Genomic DNA, 16,639 nt, shown 5'->3' with positions numbered 1-16,639 from the left:
CATATCGGGTATAGCATCGCCAAATGAGCTATCACACAGATGCGGCGGCGCTGCGCAGACAATGGATCGAATGGCTGTTCCTGCTCCTCGGGCTGCTGATCGTCGCTGCCGCCCTCGCCTATGCGCATCTGGCCGAAGCGACACGGCATGACGAGGCCGAGCGCGAGCGCCTGAGCGTGCTGACGGCGCTGCTGGCAAAAAATATCGAAGTCGACCTGGAGGCAACCAACCTGGTGCTCGGCGGCGTGATCCGCGACTATCTTGCCGCCGGCGCCGCCCCGGACGCCGGGCAAGCCTTGCCCCGGCGCCTGGCCGCGCTGGTCGACGCCATGCCGGGCGTGCGCACCATGCTCGTCATCGATGCGCAGGGCAAGCCGGTCGCCACCAGCGTCCCGGAACTGGCGGACCAGGATTTTTCCCGCCGCGGCTACTTCCAGACGGCGCGCGACGCCCCCGATGCGCGCATGCTGTACATTTCGGCGCCCTTCCATTCCTTCAAGGGCGACCTGGTCATCACGGCGTCGCGCATGGTGCAGGATCAACAGGGACGCTTTGCCGGTGTGGTGGTGGCCACCTTCGCCCCCGAATACTTTACGGCCAAGTTCCGCACCGCCATGTACGCCCCCGACGTCTGGGCCGTGGTGCTGCATGGCGATGGCCGGCAATTCCTCAACTATCCGGCCAGGATTGCCAATGGCGGCAACATGGACGTCCCCGGCAGCTTCCTGCGGCGCTTTCGCGACAGCCGCTACCAGGCTGGTGTCCTCAACGGCGTCGAGATTGCCGGCGCCGCCCCCCGCGTCATGGCCATGGCGACCATCGCCCCCGCCGTGCTGCACATGGACCGCTCCCTGATCATTGGCCTGAGCCGCGAAGAAGCGGCCATCGCCGCTCCGCTGCGGCGCCAGGCGCTCGGCTACATCCTCTCCTTTGCCATGCTGGCGCTGGCCACGGCCAGCCTGCTGTTCTGGAGCCAGCGGCGGCGCCGGCAGCAGGCCGCCTGGCATGCGGAACAGGAAAGGGAGCGCCAGGCCATGCAAGCCGTGTCCGACAGTGAAACGCGCTTTCGCACCCTGATCGAAGATGCGCCCGTGGCCATCGCCATCCTGCGCCACGGCCGCTTCATCTATTCGAACCCCCGCTACCGCAAGCTGCACGGCTACACGATGGAAGACAATCTGAACGGCCTGCCCTGGTCCGCCATGATTTTCGAACCATCGCTGGCGGCGCTGGCAGCCAATGAAGCGCTGATCGAGGCGGACTCGCCCAGCGAACAGGTATTCGAGGCCGTCGGCCTGGGCAAGCAGGGCCTGCCCGTGCCCATGTTCAAGACCACCACGCGCGTCATGCTCAAGGATGGATCGGCCACCCTCATCTTTGCCCAGGATATCTCCGCGCAAAAGCAGGCCGAGGAAGCCATGCTGCTGGCGCGCGACGCGGCCGAAGCGGCCAACCGCAGCAAGGCGGAATTCCTCGCCAACATGAGCCATGAAATCCGCTCCCCGCTCAACGCCATCCTCGGCATGGCCTGGCTGCTGGAACGGAACGGCCTCGATGGCGAAGCGCTGCAGATGGCGCGCAAGATCCGCGCCGCCGGCCAGTCCCTGCTGGGCATCATCAACGACGTGCTGGACGTATCGAAAATCGAGGCGGGCCACATGACCATCGAGCAGGCGCCGTTCCGCCTGTCCGACGTGATCGAGAAAATCGCCGCGAGCATGGGCGTGGCCGCGCATGACAAGCCGATTGCGGTGCGCATCGGGCCGCTGCCCGATGGCGTCGACCACGTGATGGGCGACGCGCTGCGCCTGGAACAGGTACTGGTCAACCTGACCAGCAATGCCATCAAGTTCACCGCGCAAGGCACGGTCGAGCTGACGAGCACACTGGAAAGCCGCGACGGCGACGCCGCCGTGTTGTGCTTTTGCGTGCGCGACACGGGCATCGGCATCGCCCCCGAAGTGCAGGAAGCGATCTTTTCCGCCTTCGCCCAGGCCGACACCTCCACCACGCGCCGCTTCGGCGGCACGGGCCTGGGCCTGACCATCTGCCGCCAGCTGGTACGCCTGATGGGCGGCTCCTTGCGCCTGACAAGCGGCCTGGGCCAGGGCAGCGCATTCAGTTTCACGGTGCCGCTGCAGTTGCTGCCCGCCAGCGCCCCGTCCTCGCCCGACATGCAGGGCTTGCGCGTCTTGCTGGCCGATGGCAAGGCCGACACGCGCGGCGCCGTGGCCGCCGTGGCGCAAGGCCTGGGCTGGAGCGTGCATGCCGTGTCCGGCGGCCAGGCGGCCTTCGAGCATGCGCTGGCCTGCGCCGAGGATGCGCGGCCCGGCGTCATCGTGCTGGCCGCGCGCATGCCGGACATGGACGGGGAGACCACGGCGCGCGCGCTGCGCGAGCACCTGCCGCCGCAGGATTGCCCCATCGTCATCCTGGCGGCCAGCGGCGCGCCGGCGGCAGCGCCCGCGCGCCGCCATACGGACACGGCCAATCCGGCCGACGCCATCCTCAACGAACCGGTGACGGCTTCCAGCCTGTACAACGCGACGATGGAAGCGCGCCAGCGGCGCGCCGAAGCGGCCGGCCTGGGCTCTCGCCACGCAGCGCCGGGTGAGCGCGTGCTGGCCGGCGTGCGCGTGCTGGTGGTCGACGACAGCGACATCAACCGCGACGTGGTCAACCATATCCTGTGCGACCAGGGCGCCTTGCCCTCGTTCGCCTGCGACGGCCAGCAGGCGCTGGACTGGCTGCAGGCCCACCCGACCGACGTCGACATCGTGCTGATGGATGTGCAGATGCCCGTCATGGATGGCTTGCAGGCGACGCGCGCGCTGCGCCAGCTGCCGCAGTTCCAGGACTTGCCCGTGGTGGCGCTGACGGCCGGGGCGTTCCAGACACAGCGCGCGGCGGCTATCGAAGCGGGCGTGAACCATTTCATCAGCAAGCCGTTCGACGTGCCGGAGACCATCGCCCTGATCGCGCGCGCGCACCGGCGCCATGCGCACGGGCTGCCGGCCGTGGCCGAAATGGCGATGCCCGCGCCTCCGAACGGCGCGGCGCCCGCGATCGACCTGGCGCAAGGCATGGCGCAGTGGCTCGATGAAACGCCCTACCGCCAGCACCTGTCGCACTTCGGCAGCACCTACCGCGACACGGTGGACGCCATGCGCGCGCTGCTGGCGGCCAATGCACGGGGCGACGCCGCCGCGCTGGCGCACCAGTTGGCCGGCGTGGCCGGCAGCCTGGCCCTGCCCGCCACCCTGCATGCGGCCCAGCAAGCCGAACAGCTGCTGCATGCGGGCGACGATGCCTCAGCCGCGCTCGATGCCCTGGAACAGGCGCTGGCGCACGCCATCGAGGCCGTCGCCGTATTCACGGCACAGACGCCCGTGCCAATGCCAAACCTGTCAACATGAACTTTCGGGAGACGCCATGATCTGGTGCAGAGATTTGCTGTTGAGAGCCTTCATGCTGGGCATGCTGCTATTCGTCGTGGGCGAATCGCTGTCCTACTGGGCGCCGGAAATCAGGGAACTGCTGGCCTGGCGCCCTTCCTGATACCAGCCTAGCCTTCGCGGCCATCCACCCTGGCGCGCCACAGGTAGGGCGCATACACGCACGCATACAGGCCAAAGGCCAGCGACCAGCAGACGCCCGCCGCCAGCAGCAGCGGCATGGACAGCGCGGCGGGGCCGACGGCGGCCAGCAGGCGCGCCAGCGCGCCCAGCTGGATCAGCCAGTACATCGCCGCTTCCGCCCTGCCGCCCTTGAGCGCACGGCCCGTGTGGCCCAGGGTGGTGCGCGTCATCATGCCGATGATCAGGCCAGCCATCGAGCCCACCGTCAGCGCGTGCAAGGCGGCGCTGGCCGGCAGCAAACCCAGGCTGGCCAGCGCAAGCAGCGCGAAGCCGATGCCTATCCACGCATACGACAGGTGCAAGATCCACAGCAGCGGCACGCGCACCGTGCGCTGGGGCTGCCATGCCAGCAGGTTGGCCAGCGACACGCCGGCGGCACAGAAGGCCAGCGGCGCCATCAGCCAGGCCGGCGCACCGGCCAGCCACGCGACTGCGGCGGCCGCCATGCAGGCCACTGCCGCCAGCGCGCGCTTCGGACTGGCCACGGGCGAGCTGCCCGGCGCGCCATTGCGGGTAAACATGGGGATCACGCGCGCGCCGATCACCGATTCGATCAGCACGATGATGAAGATGGCCGCCTGCACGGGCAGGAACAGCGACAGCGGCAGCCAGCCCAGCACTGCCGCGTGGAACAGGCCATTGGCCAGCGCCAGCAAGGCCAGCAAGCCGACGAGGAACAGGTTGCGCGTATTGCCCGAGCGGCGCAGCACCTGGTACAAAGGCCAGGCGGCCAGCGGCAGGAACAGCCAGTCGACCAGCGCCACCACGAGGCCGGGGCCGCACAGCATGGCCACGCGGCCCGCCAGCCACAGCCCCACGAGCGCCATCAGCTGGGCGCCGTGCGGCGTGGGCAAGCCCGTCCAGTTGCGCCCCGCCGTGTAGAGGAAACCGACGACGACGGCCAGCGCGAAACCGAACACCATTTCGTGCATGTGCCAGCCCAGACCCACCTGCAGGCCGCCCGTCAGCCAGCCCGCATAACTGGCCAGCCACAGGGGAATGCCGATGGCCGCAAACACGGCCGCCAGCAAATAGAACGGGCGGAAACCCAGTTGCCAGACGGCGTGGCCGGCTTGCCAGGGCGCCGCGCCCGATGCGGCGCGGCGGGCGGATGGTTCGCTGATGGGAGTAATGGCCATGATGAACTCGCTATTAAAGATATATTCAATATACTACTTTAAAAGCGCAGCGACGGCCATCGGCAAAAAGGACTAGACCGGGGATAACGGCGGCTACTTGCCCTGCCGGTGCTCGACCGCGTACACGGCCGCCTGCACGCGGCTGGTGAGATTGAGTTTTTTCAGCACGTTCTGCACGTGGATCTTGACCGTGCTTTCAGCCAGGTCCAGGGTGCGCGCGATGCCCTTGTTGCTCTCGCCGCGCGACAGGCAATCGATGATTTGCTTTTCACGCGGCGTGAGCTTGTCCAGTTCCGACACGGGTTCCTCGCGCCGCGTGCCCGCCTGCAGCTGCGCCACCAGCTTGCCCGTCATGGCTTCGGCGATGACGACTTCGCCGGCGGCCGCGCGGCGGATGGCGCGCACCAGATAGTCGGCGTCGATGTTCTTGATCAGGTAACCGCAGGCGCCCGCACGCAGGGCCGTGGCCAGGTCTTCCGCGTCTTCCGACACGGTCAGCATGACGATGGCCGTATCGGGGCAGTCGTGCTGCATCAGCTGCAGCGCTTCCACGCCGGACATGCCGGCCATGTTCAAGTCCAGCAGCACCACGTCGGGCTGCAGCTGGATGGCGCGCTTGATGCCTTCCACGCCATCGGCCGCCTCGCCCACGACGGAAAACTCCGTATGCCGCTGCAGCAGCGAGCGTATGCCGCTGCGGAACAGCGCGTGGTCGTCGACCAGCATGACGGTGATCGGTTTATCGGGTGTCTCCATTTTTTTACTTTCAGGTAGTTACTCAGGCGGCGCGGCGCTGCTCGCGCGACAGATGCAGTTCGACCGTGGTGCCGCCGCCCTGGCAGGCATGCACGTCGAACGTGGCGTCGATGCGCTGCGCGCGCTCGCGCATGATGTGGATGCCGACATGGCTGTCGCCCTTTTCCAGCACGGCGGCAGCGTCGAAGCCGACGCCATTATCGCTGATCGTCAAGGTAAAGTCCTGATGATCGGCGAGGCGCACTTCGACGTGGCTGGCCTGGGCGTGCTTGCGGATGTTCGACAGCGCTTCCTGCACGATGAATAATAGCTGCAATTGCTGCTCGCGGGGGAATGGCGCGCCGTCCACATCGGCCAGCAGTTCGGCGTCGATGCCCGTCTGGCGGCGGAATTTGTCCACGGCCGCGCGCAGGGAGCCGATCAGATCGTCCTCCATCAGGCGGCTGCGGAAGTTGGCCAGCAGTTCGCGCACGTCCTCGTAGCTTTCCTTCACGCCCGCGTGCAGGGCCGGCACGATGCCCGCCACCTCGTCGAAACGGGCGTTGCGCACGGAGTCGTCGAGCATCTGTACTTGCAGGTTGAGGAAATTGAGGCTTTGCGCGATGCTGTCGTGCAGGCCCTGCGCCACCAGGTTGCGCTCTTCGGAAATGGCCATTTCGCGTTCGCGCGCGGCCAGGCGCAGGTTTTCCAGCGCGATGCCCAGCAACTGGCCCAGGGTTTCCAGCAAGGCCAGCTCGCGCGCGGAAAACACGCGCGCATGGCGGAAATGCAGGTTGAAAAAGCCCAGGTGCTGCTCGTGCGCATGGATATGGAAGACGGATACCGTGGCAAAGCCCTCGCGGTGGCAGCGCAGCTCGTGCGCCTTGTCGATGCGGCGCATGTCGTGCACCTTCGCCACCTTCATCTCGACGGCCGTGCCGCACAGGCAGTCGCCCACCTTCAGGCAGTGTTCCGACGCCACCAGTTCCTCGGACAGGCCCGTATGCACGACCATGTGCAGGTTGCCCCGCTCGGCGTCGAGCACGCGCACGGTGGAGCCGTCCGCCTCGAAATAATCGACGATGCGCTGCATGAAGCCGCCGCAGATGTCGGCCAAAGGCTGCGGGCGCTGCAAAAAAGCGGCGCTTTCGTACAGCAGCGCCAATTCGCGGTTGCGGTATTCGAGGGTGGCCGTCTTGCTGCGCACGCCCTCTTCCAGGTTGCCGTACAGCGCCTGCAGGCGGTCGGCCATCTGGTTGAAACCGCTGGCCAGCTGGCCAAATTCGTCATTGCTTTCCACGGCCAGGCGCACGCTGAAATCGCGTTCCTTCATGCGCTGCATGCCCAGGCGCAGCCGCGTCACCGGTTCGATGATGAGCATGAACATCAGGTAAATCATGCTGACCGTGCCGATGACGGCCATGCCGACAAGGATCAGCTGCGAGGCGCGCAGCCAGAAAGTGCGCTGTTCGCTATCGTGCTCGATCAGGCGCACCAGTTGATCGACCTGGCCCACGAAGGTATCGGCGTCGTGCTCGAACTGGCGCGCGCGCGCGGTGGAGTCGGCGGCCAGGGCGGCCGGGCGCAAGGCGCCGCGCCAGGCCGTGCCGATGCGCTCGAATTCGGACTTGATGGCCATGCTGGGGGGCAGGAACAAGGGACGCTGCGGGTCGCCGTGGCCGATCTTGGCCAGGGTTTCGTCGATCAGCAGCACTTGCTGACGCGCCTGTTCGCGCGCGTCGCTGGCAAGCAGCAGGGTCAGGCGGTAGGTCTGCATGCGCAGGCGGCCCGTCTCGTTGATGGCGGCCGAACTGCCTTCGAGCTGCCATGACAAAAACAGGGTGCAGCCGATGGCGCTCAAGGCCAGCACCAGCATGAGCAGCAGCGCCCCGACGATCTTGGTCGACAGCTTCTGCCAGGAGGAAAACATCGCCTTGAATTTCATACCGCCCTTGAATGTAAATGCAAACTGCCTCAGCCGCCCGTCTGCGCCATAAAACGGATAATCTTGTCCGGCTGCGTATTGAAATCATGCTGCTGCGGCTTCAGTTCGATGGCGGCGCGGATCGCCGCCTCGATCTCCATATCCGTGGCCCCGCCGCGCAGCATGGGGCCGAGGGCGAATTTCTCTTCCTGGCCCAGGCACAGGTACAGCGTACCATCGACGGACAGGCGCACGCGGTTGCAACTGGCGCAAAAATGCTGCGACATGGGTGTAATGAAGCCGATGCTCGAGCGTCCATCGGCTGTCGCCATGTAGCGCGCCGGCCCGCCACCGAGCTCTGTTGCCTGCGGCACCAGGCCAAAACGGGCCGCCAGGCGCTCGCGCACGGGACCGAGCGGCATATAGCTGGCATTGCGGCCCGTGCTGCCCATCGGCATGGCTTCGATCAGGCGCAGGATGAACTGCTGCTCGATACAGAAGGCCGCCATGGCCTCGATCTGGCCGTCATTGATGCCGCGCATGGCCACCATATTGATCTTGATCGGGTCGAAACCGGCCGCCTTGCCCGCCATCAGGCCATCGAGTATCGGCTGCAGGCTGTCGCGCCCCGTGATCTGCTGCATGCAGGCGCGGTCGAGAGAGTCCAGGCTGACGTTGATGCGGTCCACGCCCGCCGCGCGCAAGGCCACGGCGTGCTTGCCCAACTGGGTGGCGTTGGTCGACAGCGACAAGTCCTGCAAACCAGGCAATGCCGTCAGCCGCTGCGCCAGCTCCGGCAGATTGCGCCGCAACAGCGGTTCGCCGCCCGTCAGGCGCACGCGGCGCGTGCCGAGGCGCACGAAGATGCCCATCAGGCGCTCGATCTCGTCGAACGTCAGCCAGTCCTTCGGCTCCTCGAAGCCGCGAAAACCCTTGGGCATGCAGTAACTGCAGCGCAAATCGCAGCGGTCGGTGACGGACAGCCGCACATAATCGATCGAACGGCCAAAACGGTCCTGCAACTTGACGCTACCCATGACGCTACTCCTGTTTCTTCCTTGATTGTAAAGGCTGGGGCACGATCTGGCTGTGCCCCAGAAGGCCTAGCGGCCTACGCCTTTCGGCCTACGCATTTCTACCTACTGAACCAGCGGGCTGGCCGTGCCTTCGAGCTCGATCCCGCCGATGTCGGCGCGCCCCACCAGCAAATGCAGATACTGGTGCACGGCCCGCTGCCACGCGGCGCGCGACAGGCGGTCGGCGATCTGCGCCTGCACGGCCTCGTAGGCGATGGGCTGGCCTTCGACCCGGCGCAGCACTTGCACGATGTGGTAGCCGAAGCGCGTTTCCAGCAAATGGCCGGCCAGCGCGCCCGCTTCCAGGCGGAACAGCAGCGCGTCGAATTCCGGCACGCTCTGGCCCGGCGACAGCTGCCCCAGGTTGCCGCCCAGGGCGCCCGACGGGCAGTTCGAATACTGCGCCGCCAGTTCGCCGAAGCGCTCGGGCGCCAGTTTGAGGGCGTCGAGCACGGCTTGCGCCGTCGTGCGCAGCAGCTCCAGGGGCGCGTCGGGCGTCACCTGGAACAGGATGTGGCGCGCCTCGGCCAGGGCGCCGCTGCTAAACAGCTGCGGGCGCTGCGCATAGAAGGTGCGGCAAGCCGCATCGTCGGCGGGCGGCACGCGCACTTCCTGCGCGAACAGCGCTTCGATGCGGTCATCAATACTGCCGCCCTGCACGCCGAGGCGCTCGGCTTCTTCCAGCAGCAGCCGGCGCAGCACCAGTTCATGCACGGCCTGCTTCAAAGGGTTGCCGGCGCCGTCGTGATGCGGCAGTTCCTGCGCGATGTCGGCATCGTCGATATCGATGCCATTGACGGAGATTCCCATGATGTGACTCCTTTCTTAGCGGCGGCGCACCAGTTGATAGGCACGGCCCAGGTAAGCAACTGCGCCAAAGCCGCTCCACACGTGCACCAGGCGAGTGAACGGGAAGATGACGAACAGCGACATGCCCATGAACAGGTGCAGCTTGAACACCAGCGGCGCGTCGACGATGAAGCTGGCCGCGTCGCCGCGGAAGGTCACGATGTGCTGCGCCCAGTTCATCAGCAAGACCATCATGTGGCCATCCATGTGCGAAGCCGAGACGAAGATCGAGGACAGTCCCAGCAGCAAGGTCAGCAAAATCCACAGCATCACCAGCTTGTCGCCGGCCGTGGTGACGGCGCGCAGCCGTGCATTGCCGAAGCGGCGCGCCAGCAGGATCAGGATGCCGACCAGGCACAGCCCGCCCATCACGCCGCCGGCCGCCATCGCCACGCCCTGCTTCAGGCTGTGCGACACGCCCAGCGTGTCCCACACCCAGACGGGGGTGAGCAAGCCGGCCGCATGGCCGAACAGCAGGCCGATGATGCCGATATGAAACAGGATATTGCCCAGGCGCAGGCTGCCGCGGTGCAGCAGCTGGCTGGAATCGGACTTCCACGTGTATTGCTCGCGGTCGAAACGGATCAGGCTACCGAGGAAAAAGATGGCCAGCGCGATGTATGGATAAATGCCATACACAAATTGATGCAAGTAATTACTCATGATGTACTCTCCTCATGCGGACGCGCTTCAAGCGGCGCGCCGCGGCTGCGGGTGAAAATGCACGGGATGGACGCCGCCCGGCGCTTGGCGCAGCAAGGGCTCGACGCCGTCCGCACCGGGACCGAAGGTTTCCAGCGCTTCATCCATGTCGCGCACCGGCGGTTCGGCCAGCATTTCCGCCGCCACGGGGCTCAGGCGTTCGAGCAAGGTGAAGACGGGTGCATACGGGCTGCCGTTGGCGGTCAGTTTGCGGCCGATGTGCGCCAGCACGTGGACGGCGTCGCCCAGCAGCGGTGCCGAGACTTCCTCGTCGAGCTGCGCGAGAAATTCCAGGAACAGCGGCACGAAGTCGGGCAAGTCGTCGCCCACCATCTGCAGGCCGTGACGCTTGTATTCCTCCATCAGGTCGACCATCGCCTGGCCCCGGTCGCGCGATTCGCCGTGGATATGCTCAAACAGATGCAGCGAGTGCGAGGGGTTGCGGTCGAACGTGGCCACGTACTGCTGCTGCAGGTCGATCAGGCTGCTGCTTTCCAGGTGCGCCAGCAAGGGCCGCAGCAAGGGGTACATAAAGGCGTGCTGCTCCGGCACGGCCGCCAGCGCGGCGTCCAGCTGCGGCAGGTGGGCGATCAGCTCGGGCTCCGGATACAGCAGCAGGCGCGAGAGGATTTGGTAGTGATGCATAGCGTGTTCCATATCAGATCCTTAAGCGCCTGGCGCCGTTTTGCGCGACTTCGGCATCTGCATGAAGATGGCCGAACCGTGTTTTTTCTTGCCGAACAAGGTCGGTTCGCTGGTGCCGTCCGAGCAGCCGTTGCCGAAGCTGAAGCCGCACGAACCCTTCTCGTTGAAGCTGTCCTCGGCCATTTCCTTGTGGCTGCTGGGGATGACGAAGCGGTCTTCGTAATTGGCGATGGCCATGATGTGGTACATGTCCTCCACCTGCGCCTTGCTCAAGCCCACCTGTTTCAGGACCGTGAGGTTTTCCACCTTTTCCACCGTCTTGCTGCGCATGTAGGCACGCATGGCCAGCATGCGGTCCAACGCCGAGACGATGGGCGGCTGGTCGCCGGCCGTCAGCAGATTGGCCAGGTACTGCACGGGAATGCGCAGGCTTTGGGTGTCTGGCAGCATGCCGTTCACGCCCAGCTTGCCCGATTCCGCAGCCGCCTGGATCGGCGACAAAGGCGGCACGTACCACACCATCGGCAAGGTGCGGTATTCGGGATGCAGCGGGAACGCCACTTTCCACTCGACGGCCATCTTGTAGACGGGCGACTTGACGGCCGCTTCCAGCCAAAGGTCGGGGATGCCCTGGCGGCGCGCCTCGGCAATGATGGCCGGGTCGTGCGGGTCGAGGAACAGGTCGAGCTGCGCCTGGTACAGGTCCTGCTCTTGCGGCACGGAGGCGGCAGCCTCGATCTTGTCGGCGTCGTACAGCAGCACGCCCAGGTAGCGGATACGGCCCACGCACGTTTCCGAGCACACGGTAGGCTGGCCCGCTTCGATGCGGGGGAAGCAGAACGTGCACTTCTCCGCCTTGCCGGACGACCAGTTGTAGTAGATCTTCTTGTACGGGCAACCGGAGATGCACATGCGCCAGCCGCGGCACTTGTCCTGGTCGATCAGCACGATGCCGTCGTCTTCGCGCTTGTACACGGAGCCCGATGGGCAGGACGCCACGCACGTCGGATTGAGGCAATGCTCGCACAGGCGCGGCAGATACATCATGAAGGTGTTTTCGAACGTGCCGTACATCTCCTTCTGCATGTTGTCGAACAGCTTATCCTTGCTGCGCTGGGCAAACTCGCCGCCCAGGTCATCTTCCCAGTTCGGACCCCACTCGATTTTTTCCATCTTTTTCCCCGTCAGCACGGAGATCGGACGGGCCGTCGGCGGCGTCTGCGACAGCGGCGCGCTTTGCAGGTGCTCGTAGTCATAGGTGAACGGCTCGTAGTACTCGTCGATGGCGGGCAGGTTCGGGTTGGCGAAGATATTCGCGAGGATCTTCAAACGGCTGCCCTGGCGCGGCTCGATCTTGCCTGCATCCGTGCGGCGCCAGCCGCCGTTCCACTTGTCCTGGTTTTCCCACTGCTTCGGATAGCCGATGCCGGGCTTGGTTTCCACGTTGTTGAACCATGCGTACTCGACGCCGTCGCGGCTGGTCCATACGTTCTTGCAGGTGACGGAACAGGTGTGGCAGCCGATGCACTTGTCCAGGTTCAGCACCATGCCGATTTGCGCTCTGATTTTCATACTATGCTCCTTGTTCCTGCAACGGGCCTTCGAGCCAGTCGACCTTGTTCATCTTGCGCACCAATACGAATTCATCGCGGTTGGAGCCCACCGTGCCGTAGTAATTGAAGCCGTACGCCAGCTGGGCGTAGCCGCCGATCATGTGCGTCGGCTTGGGCACGGCCCGCGTCACCGAGTTATGGATGCCGCCCCGCTTGCCCGTCATCTCCGCGCCGGGCACGTTGATAATCTTTTCCTGGGCGTGGTACATCATCGTCATGCCGGCCGGGATGCGCTGGCTGACGATGGCGCGCGCCGTCAGGCTGCCATTGACGTTGAAGACTTCGATCCAGTCGTTGTCGACGATGCCGGCAGCTTGCGCGTCCGTCTCCGACAGCCACACGTGCGGTCCGCCGCGCGACAATGTCAGCATGCGCAGGTTGTCCGAATACGTGGAGTGGATGCCCCACTTCTGGTGCGGCGTCAAAAAGTTCAGCGCCAGTTCCTTGTTGCCGTTCGGCTTGGTGCCCAGCAGCGCTTCCGTCGTCTTCGTGTTGATGGCCGGTTTGTAGACGCACAGTCCCTCGCCGAAATCGCGCATCCATCGGTGATCCTGGTAGAACTGCTGGCGGCCGGTCAGGGTGCGCCAAGGGATCAGTTCATGCACGTTGGTATAGCCGGCCGTGTAGCTGACTTCTTCGCTTTCCAGGCCCGACCAGGTGGGCGAGGAAATGATCTTGCGCGGCTGCGCCTGCACGTCGCGGAAGCGGATGCTGTCATGCTCGCGCGGCAGCGCCAGGTGCGTGTGGTCCCTTCCCGTGATGGACGTCAGCGCGGCCCAGGCTTTCACGGCCACGTGGCCATTCGTTTCCGGCGCCAGCGACAAAATCATCTCGGCCGCATCGATGGCCGTGTCCAACCGCGGCTGGCCCTTGGACACGCCTTCGTCCAGCACCGTGCGGTTGATGCCGCGCAGGACGTCTACTTCATGCCCGGTTTTCCAGGAAATACCCTTGCCGCCGTTGCCGATGGTTTCCAGCAGCGGGCCGATCGAGGTGAACTTCTTGTAGACGTCGCGGTAATTGCGCTCTACCACCGTCATGTTCGGCATGGTCTTGCCGGGAATCGCTTCGCATTCGCCGGCGCGCCAATCCTTGGGATCGAAAGGCTGGCCCAGTTCACCGGGCGTGTCATGCATCAGCGGCGTGAGGATGATGTCTTGCTGGGTACCCAGCAGCTCGCCGCCGATTTCCGAGAATTTCTCGGCGATGCCCTTGTAGATTTCCCAGTCCGACTTCGATTGCCACAGCGGCTGCACGGCTTCCGACAGCGGATGGATGAACGGATGCATGTCCGACGTGTTCAGATCGTCTTTTTCATACCAGGTGGCCGTCGGCAGCACTACATCGCCATACAAACACGTGGTCGACATGCGGAAGTCCAGCACCACCAGCAGATCGAGCTTGCCTTCGGCGGCCGGGCGCACTTTCACCTGTTTCGGCGTGAGGCAGTCTTCTTCATCGCTGAGTAAACCATTCTGCGTGCCGAGCAGGTATTTCAGGAAGTACTCGTGGCCCTTGCCCGAGCTGCCGAGGATATTCGAGCGCCACACGAACATATTGCGCGGGAAGTTGGCCGGGTTGTCCGGGTCGTCGCACGAAAACTGCAGCTGGCCCGCCTTGATCTGGTCGAGCGCATATGCGGCCGGCTTCTGGCCCGCGGCGGCAGCGGCCTTGGCCACTTCCAGCGGATTGGTTTGCAGCTGCGGCGCCGATGGCAGCCAGCCCATGCGCTCGGCCTTGGCGTTGTAGTCGAGCAGGGTCAGGTCGCCCGTGCCGCCGGCCGCCGATGGCGAAGCGATGTCGCCCGTTTCCAGCTTTTCATGGCGCCACTGGCTCGTGTGGGCATAGAAGAACGAAGTGCCGTTCATCTGGCGCATCGGACGTACCCAGTCCTGGGCGAAGGCCAAAGGCGTCCAGCCCGTTTGCGGACGCAGTTTTTCCTGGCCCACGTAATGGGCCCAGCCGCCGCCCGACTGGCCGATACAGCCGCACATCATCAGCATGTTGATGATGCCGCGGTAGGTCATGTCCATGTGGTACCAGTGATTCAGGCCGGCGCCCACGATGACCATGCTCTTGCCGCGCGTCTGGTCCGCGTTTTCCGCGAACTGGCGCGCCACGGTGATGACGTCGGCGCGTTTCACGCCAGTGTGCTTCTCTTGCCACGCGGGGGTGTACGGCACGTCGTCGTCATAGCTCTCGGCCACGTTCTCGCCACCGAGGCCACGGTCGATGCCGTAGTTGGCCAGGGTCAGGTCGAACACCGTGGTGACGAGGCCCGTCGTGCCGTCGGCCAGGCGGATGGTTTTCACCGGCACCTTGCGCAGCAACATGTCGGACGCGTCCTTGCCGCCGAAATAGGCGAAGCCCACTTCCGTGACGGCGTCGCTGTCGTTGATCATGGAAAGCATCGGCACGATGGGCGCGCCGCTGCCGCCTGCCTTCTGTTCCAGGTTCCACTTGCCCGACTCACCCCAGCGGAAGCCGATGGAGCCGGCCGGCGCCGTGATCGCACCCGTCGTTTCATCGATGACGAGGGTCTTCCATTCCGGATTGTTGGTTTCGTCGAGGTTATTGTCCAGGTGCGAGGCGCGCAGGAAGTAGTCGGGCACGAGGGTGCCGTTATGCTCCTTGAGCAGGACCAGCATGGGGAAGTCCGTGTACTGGCGCGCATAGTCGCGGAAGTAGGCGCTCTGGCCTTCCGAGTGGAATTCCTTGAGGATGACGTGGCCCATGGCCAGCGCCAGCGCGGCGTCCGTGCCCTGCTTCGGCGCCAGCCAGATGTCGCCGAACTTCACCATTTCGCCGTAGTCGGGCGAGATGGCCACGGTTTTCGTGCCCTTGTAGCGCACTTCCGTGTAGAAGTGGGCGTCCGGCGTGCGCGTCATCGGCACGTTCGAGCCCCACACCATCAGATAGGTCGAGTTGTACCAGTCGGCCGATTCCGGCACGTCCGTCTGTTCGCCCCACACTTGCGGGCTGGCTGGCGGCAAGTCGCAGTACCAGTCGTAGAAGCTCAGGGCCACGCCGCCGATCAGCGACAGGTAGCGCGTGCCGGAGGCATAGCTGACCATGGACATGGCGGGAATCGGCGAGAAGCCGACGATGCGGTCCGGGCCGTATTTCTTGATCGTCAGCGCATTCGCGGCGGCGATGATTTCATTCGATTCTTCCCACGTGGCGCGCACGAAGCCGCCCAGGCCGCGGATGGATTTGTACTGCTGCGAGCGCACGGGGTCCTGGCTGATCCAGTCCCAGGCCGTGACGGGGTCCATGGTCTTGCGCGCTTCGCGCCACATTTCCATCAGGCGGCCGCGCACCATCGGGTATTTCACGCGCTGCGCCGAATACACGTACCAGGAATAGCTGGCGCCGCGCGGGCAGCCGCGCGGCTCGTGGTTGGGCAGGTCGGGCCGCGTGCGCGGGTAATCGGTTTGCTGGGTTTCCCAGGTGATCAGGCCATTCTTGACATACACCTTCCAGCTGCACGAGCCGGTACAGTTCACGCCATGCGTGGAGCGCACGATCTTGTCGTGCTGCCAGCGCTGGCGGTAGGCGTTCTCCCAGGTACGGTCTTCATCGACCACGGTGCCATGGCCGTTTGAAAACGGCTCGGCGGGCTTGCTAAAAAATTTCAGGCGGTCCAGAAAGTGACTCATGCTACCTCCACATTGCGCCGCCGACAGCGGCGCCAGGTCTTAAAAAACGCTGCAAGCAGGATGGCTCAAGCGTCGATACAAACAGTCTATCGACGCGCCGCGCCCGGCGGTATTGGCAAGAAGTCGGTTTCCGGCACCAGGAATGCATAGGCGCGTAGTCACCCGGATAGTCACTATTGCCTATGGGCGGCAAGGCGGAGCTGCGGTATACCTGTCGCCATCGTTCAATCAGGAGAAAAAAATGAGCATTACCGATTACGCCAGCCTGCTGCGCAGCGCCCGCAACCAGGAGCAGCCGCAACGCCTGCTGTTCACCTTTACCCAGGCGCAGGCCCAGCCCGGCGGCCAGGGCAAGTCGCTTACGCCCGTGATGTGCGCCGACAAGCTGCCCGAGGAACTGGACAGCTTCGAGACGTTGAAGGAGGAGTCGAAACAGATGCAGACGCACTGGGACGTGGTCTTCGTGGCGGGACTGGCGGGTCGCGAGGGCCAACCACCCGCGGCACAGGAATGCGAGGCGCCCCTGCGCGCCATGGTGACGGCCATCGAGCAAGGCCGCATCGACAGCCTGCTGGCGTTTGACCGCAGCGGGGATTTATTGCGGTTCAGTTGAAGTAACGTAGGTCGGATTAGCGGGGCGGCGCCACGCGTAATCCGAC

At 65.0% G+C, this 16,639-nt stretch carries 12 protein-coding genes; 3 read left to right on the top strand and 9 right to left on the bottom strand.

Features of this window, described 5'->3' with window-relative positions:
- The first annotated feature begins 23 nt into the window (after positions 1-23).
- Positions 24-3,416 carry a response regulator gene (locus GYK42_RS16890; RefSeq protein WP_166448426.1) on the top strand — a complete coding sequence of 1,131 codons (3,393 nt, stop codon included), beginning with the start codon at positions 24-26 and terminating at the stop codon, positions 3,414-3,416.
- Between the two features lie 16 nt (positions 3,417-3,432).
- Complete coding sequence (locus tag GYK42_RS29575; RefSeq protein ID WP_260687154.1) at positions 3,433-3,558, top strand: hypothetical protein; 126 nt, start codon at positions 3,433-3,435, stop codon at positions 3,556-3,558.
- A 7-nt stretch (positions 3,559-3,565) separates the two neighbouring features.
- On the opposite strand, the gene GYK42_RS16885 is transcribed toward GYK42_RS29575, so the two are convergent.
- The 9 genes from GYK42_RS16885 to GYK42_RS16845 all read right to left on the bottom strand — a co-directional run bounded on the left by GYK42_RS16885 (position 3,566) and on the right by GYK42_RS16845 (position 15,980).
- Positions 3,566-4,777: an NnrS family protein gene (locus GYK42_RS16885; protein WP_166448425.1), complete on the bottom strand. Its 1,212-nt coding sequence runs from the start codon at positions 4,775-4,777 to the stop codon at positions 3,566-3,568.
- A 93-nt stretch (positions 4,778-4,870) separates the two neighbouring features.
- On the bottom strand, positions 4,871-5,533 hold the full coding sequence (locus GYK42_RS16880) for a response regulator (RefSeq protein ID WP_166448424.1): 663 nt from the start codon (positions 5,531-5,533) through the stop codon (positions 4,871-4,873).
- A 22-nt stretch (positions 5,534-5,555) separates the two neighbouring features.
- Positions 5,556-7,442, bottom strand: coding sequence for a type IV pili methyl-accepting chemotaxis transducer N-terminal domain-containing protein (locus GYK42_RS16875; RefSeq protein ID WP_346768106.1), 1,887 nt, complete (start codon positions 7,440-7,442; stop codon positions 5,556-5,558).
- Positions 7,443-7,486: 44 nt separating this feature from the next.
- The gene (moaA, locus tag GYK42_RS16870) at positions 7,487-8,473 is read right to left on the bottom strand and encodes a GTP 3',8-cyclase MoaA (protein WP_166448422.1); all 987 of its coding nucleotides are present in this window, start codon (positions 8,471-8,473) and stop codon (positions 7,487-7,489) included.
- 102 nt (positions 8,474-8,575) lie between these two features.
- Positions 8,576-9,322 carry a peptidylprolyl isomerase gene (locus GYK42_RS16865; RefSeq protein WP_166448421.1) on the bottom strand — a complete coding sequence of 249 codons (747 nt, stop codon included), beginning with the start codon at positions 9,320-9,322 and terminating at the stop codon, positions 8,576-8,578.
- Between the two features lie 15 nt (positions 9,323-9,337).
- Complete coding sequence (gene narI / locus GYK42_RS16860) at positions 9,338-10,024, bottom strand: respiratory nitrate reductase subunit gamma (RefSeq protein WP_166448420.1); 687 nt, start codon at positions 10,022-10,024, stop codon at positions 9,338-9,340.
- Between the two features lie 27 nt (positions 10,025-10,051).
- The gene (gene narJ, locus GYK42_RS16855) at positions 10,052-10,708 is read right to left on the bottom strand and encodes a nitrate reductase molybdenum cofactor assembly chaperone (protein WP_166448419.1); all 657 of its coding nucleotides are present in this window, start codon (positions 10,706-10,708) and stop codon (positions 10,052-10,054) included.
- Between the two features lie 21 nt (positions 10,709-10,729).
- Positions 10,730-12,280 carry a nitrate reductase subunit beta gene (gene narH, locus GYK42_RS16850; RefSeq protein ID WP_046685048.1) on the bottom strand — a complete coding sequence of 517 codons (1,551 nt, stop codon included), beginning with the start codon at positions 12,278-12,280 and terminating at the stop codon, positions 10,730-10,732.
- Between the two features lies 1 nt (position 12,281).
- On the bottom strand, positions 12,282-15,980 hold the full coding sequence (locus GYK42_RS16845) for a nitrate reductase subunit alpha (protein ID WP_166448418.1): 3,699 nt from the start codon (positions 15,978-15,980) through the stop codon (positions 12,282-12,284).
- 241 nt (positions 15,981-16,221) lie between these two features.
- On the opposite strand from GYK42_RS16845, the gene GYK42_RS16840 reads away from it, so the two are divergent.
- Positions 16,222-16,593 (top strand): ribonucleotide reductase subunit alpha, encoded by a 372-nt coding sequence (locus GYK42_RS16840; RefSeq protein ID WP_092716324.1) that lies wholly within the window; start codon positions 16,222-16,224, stop codon positions 16,591-16,593.
- Positions 16,594-16,639: the final 46 nt, after the last annotated feature.

Source organism: Janthinobacterium lividum, assembly GCF_011601275.1.
GTDB classification, from domain to species: Bacteria; Pseudomonadota; Gammaproteobacteria; order Burkholderiales; family Burkholderiaceae_D; genus Janthinobacterium; species Janthinobacterium lividum_E.
This window is presented reverse-complemented; position numbering and strand designations above follow the sequence as displayed.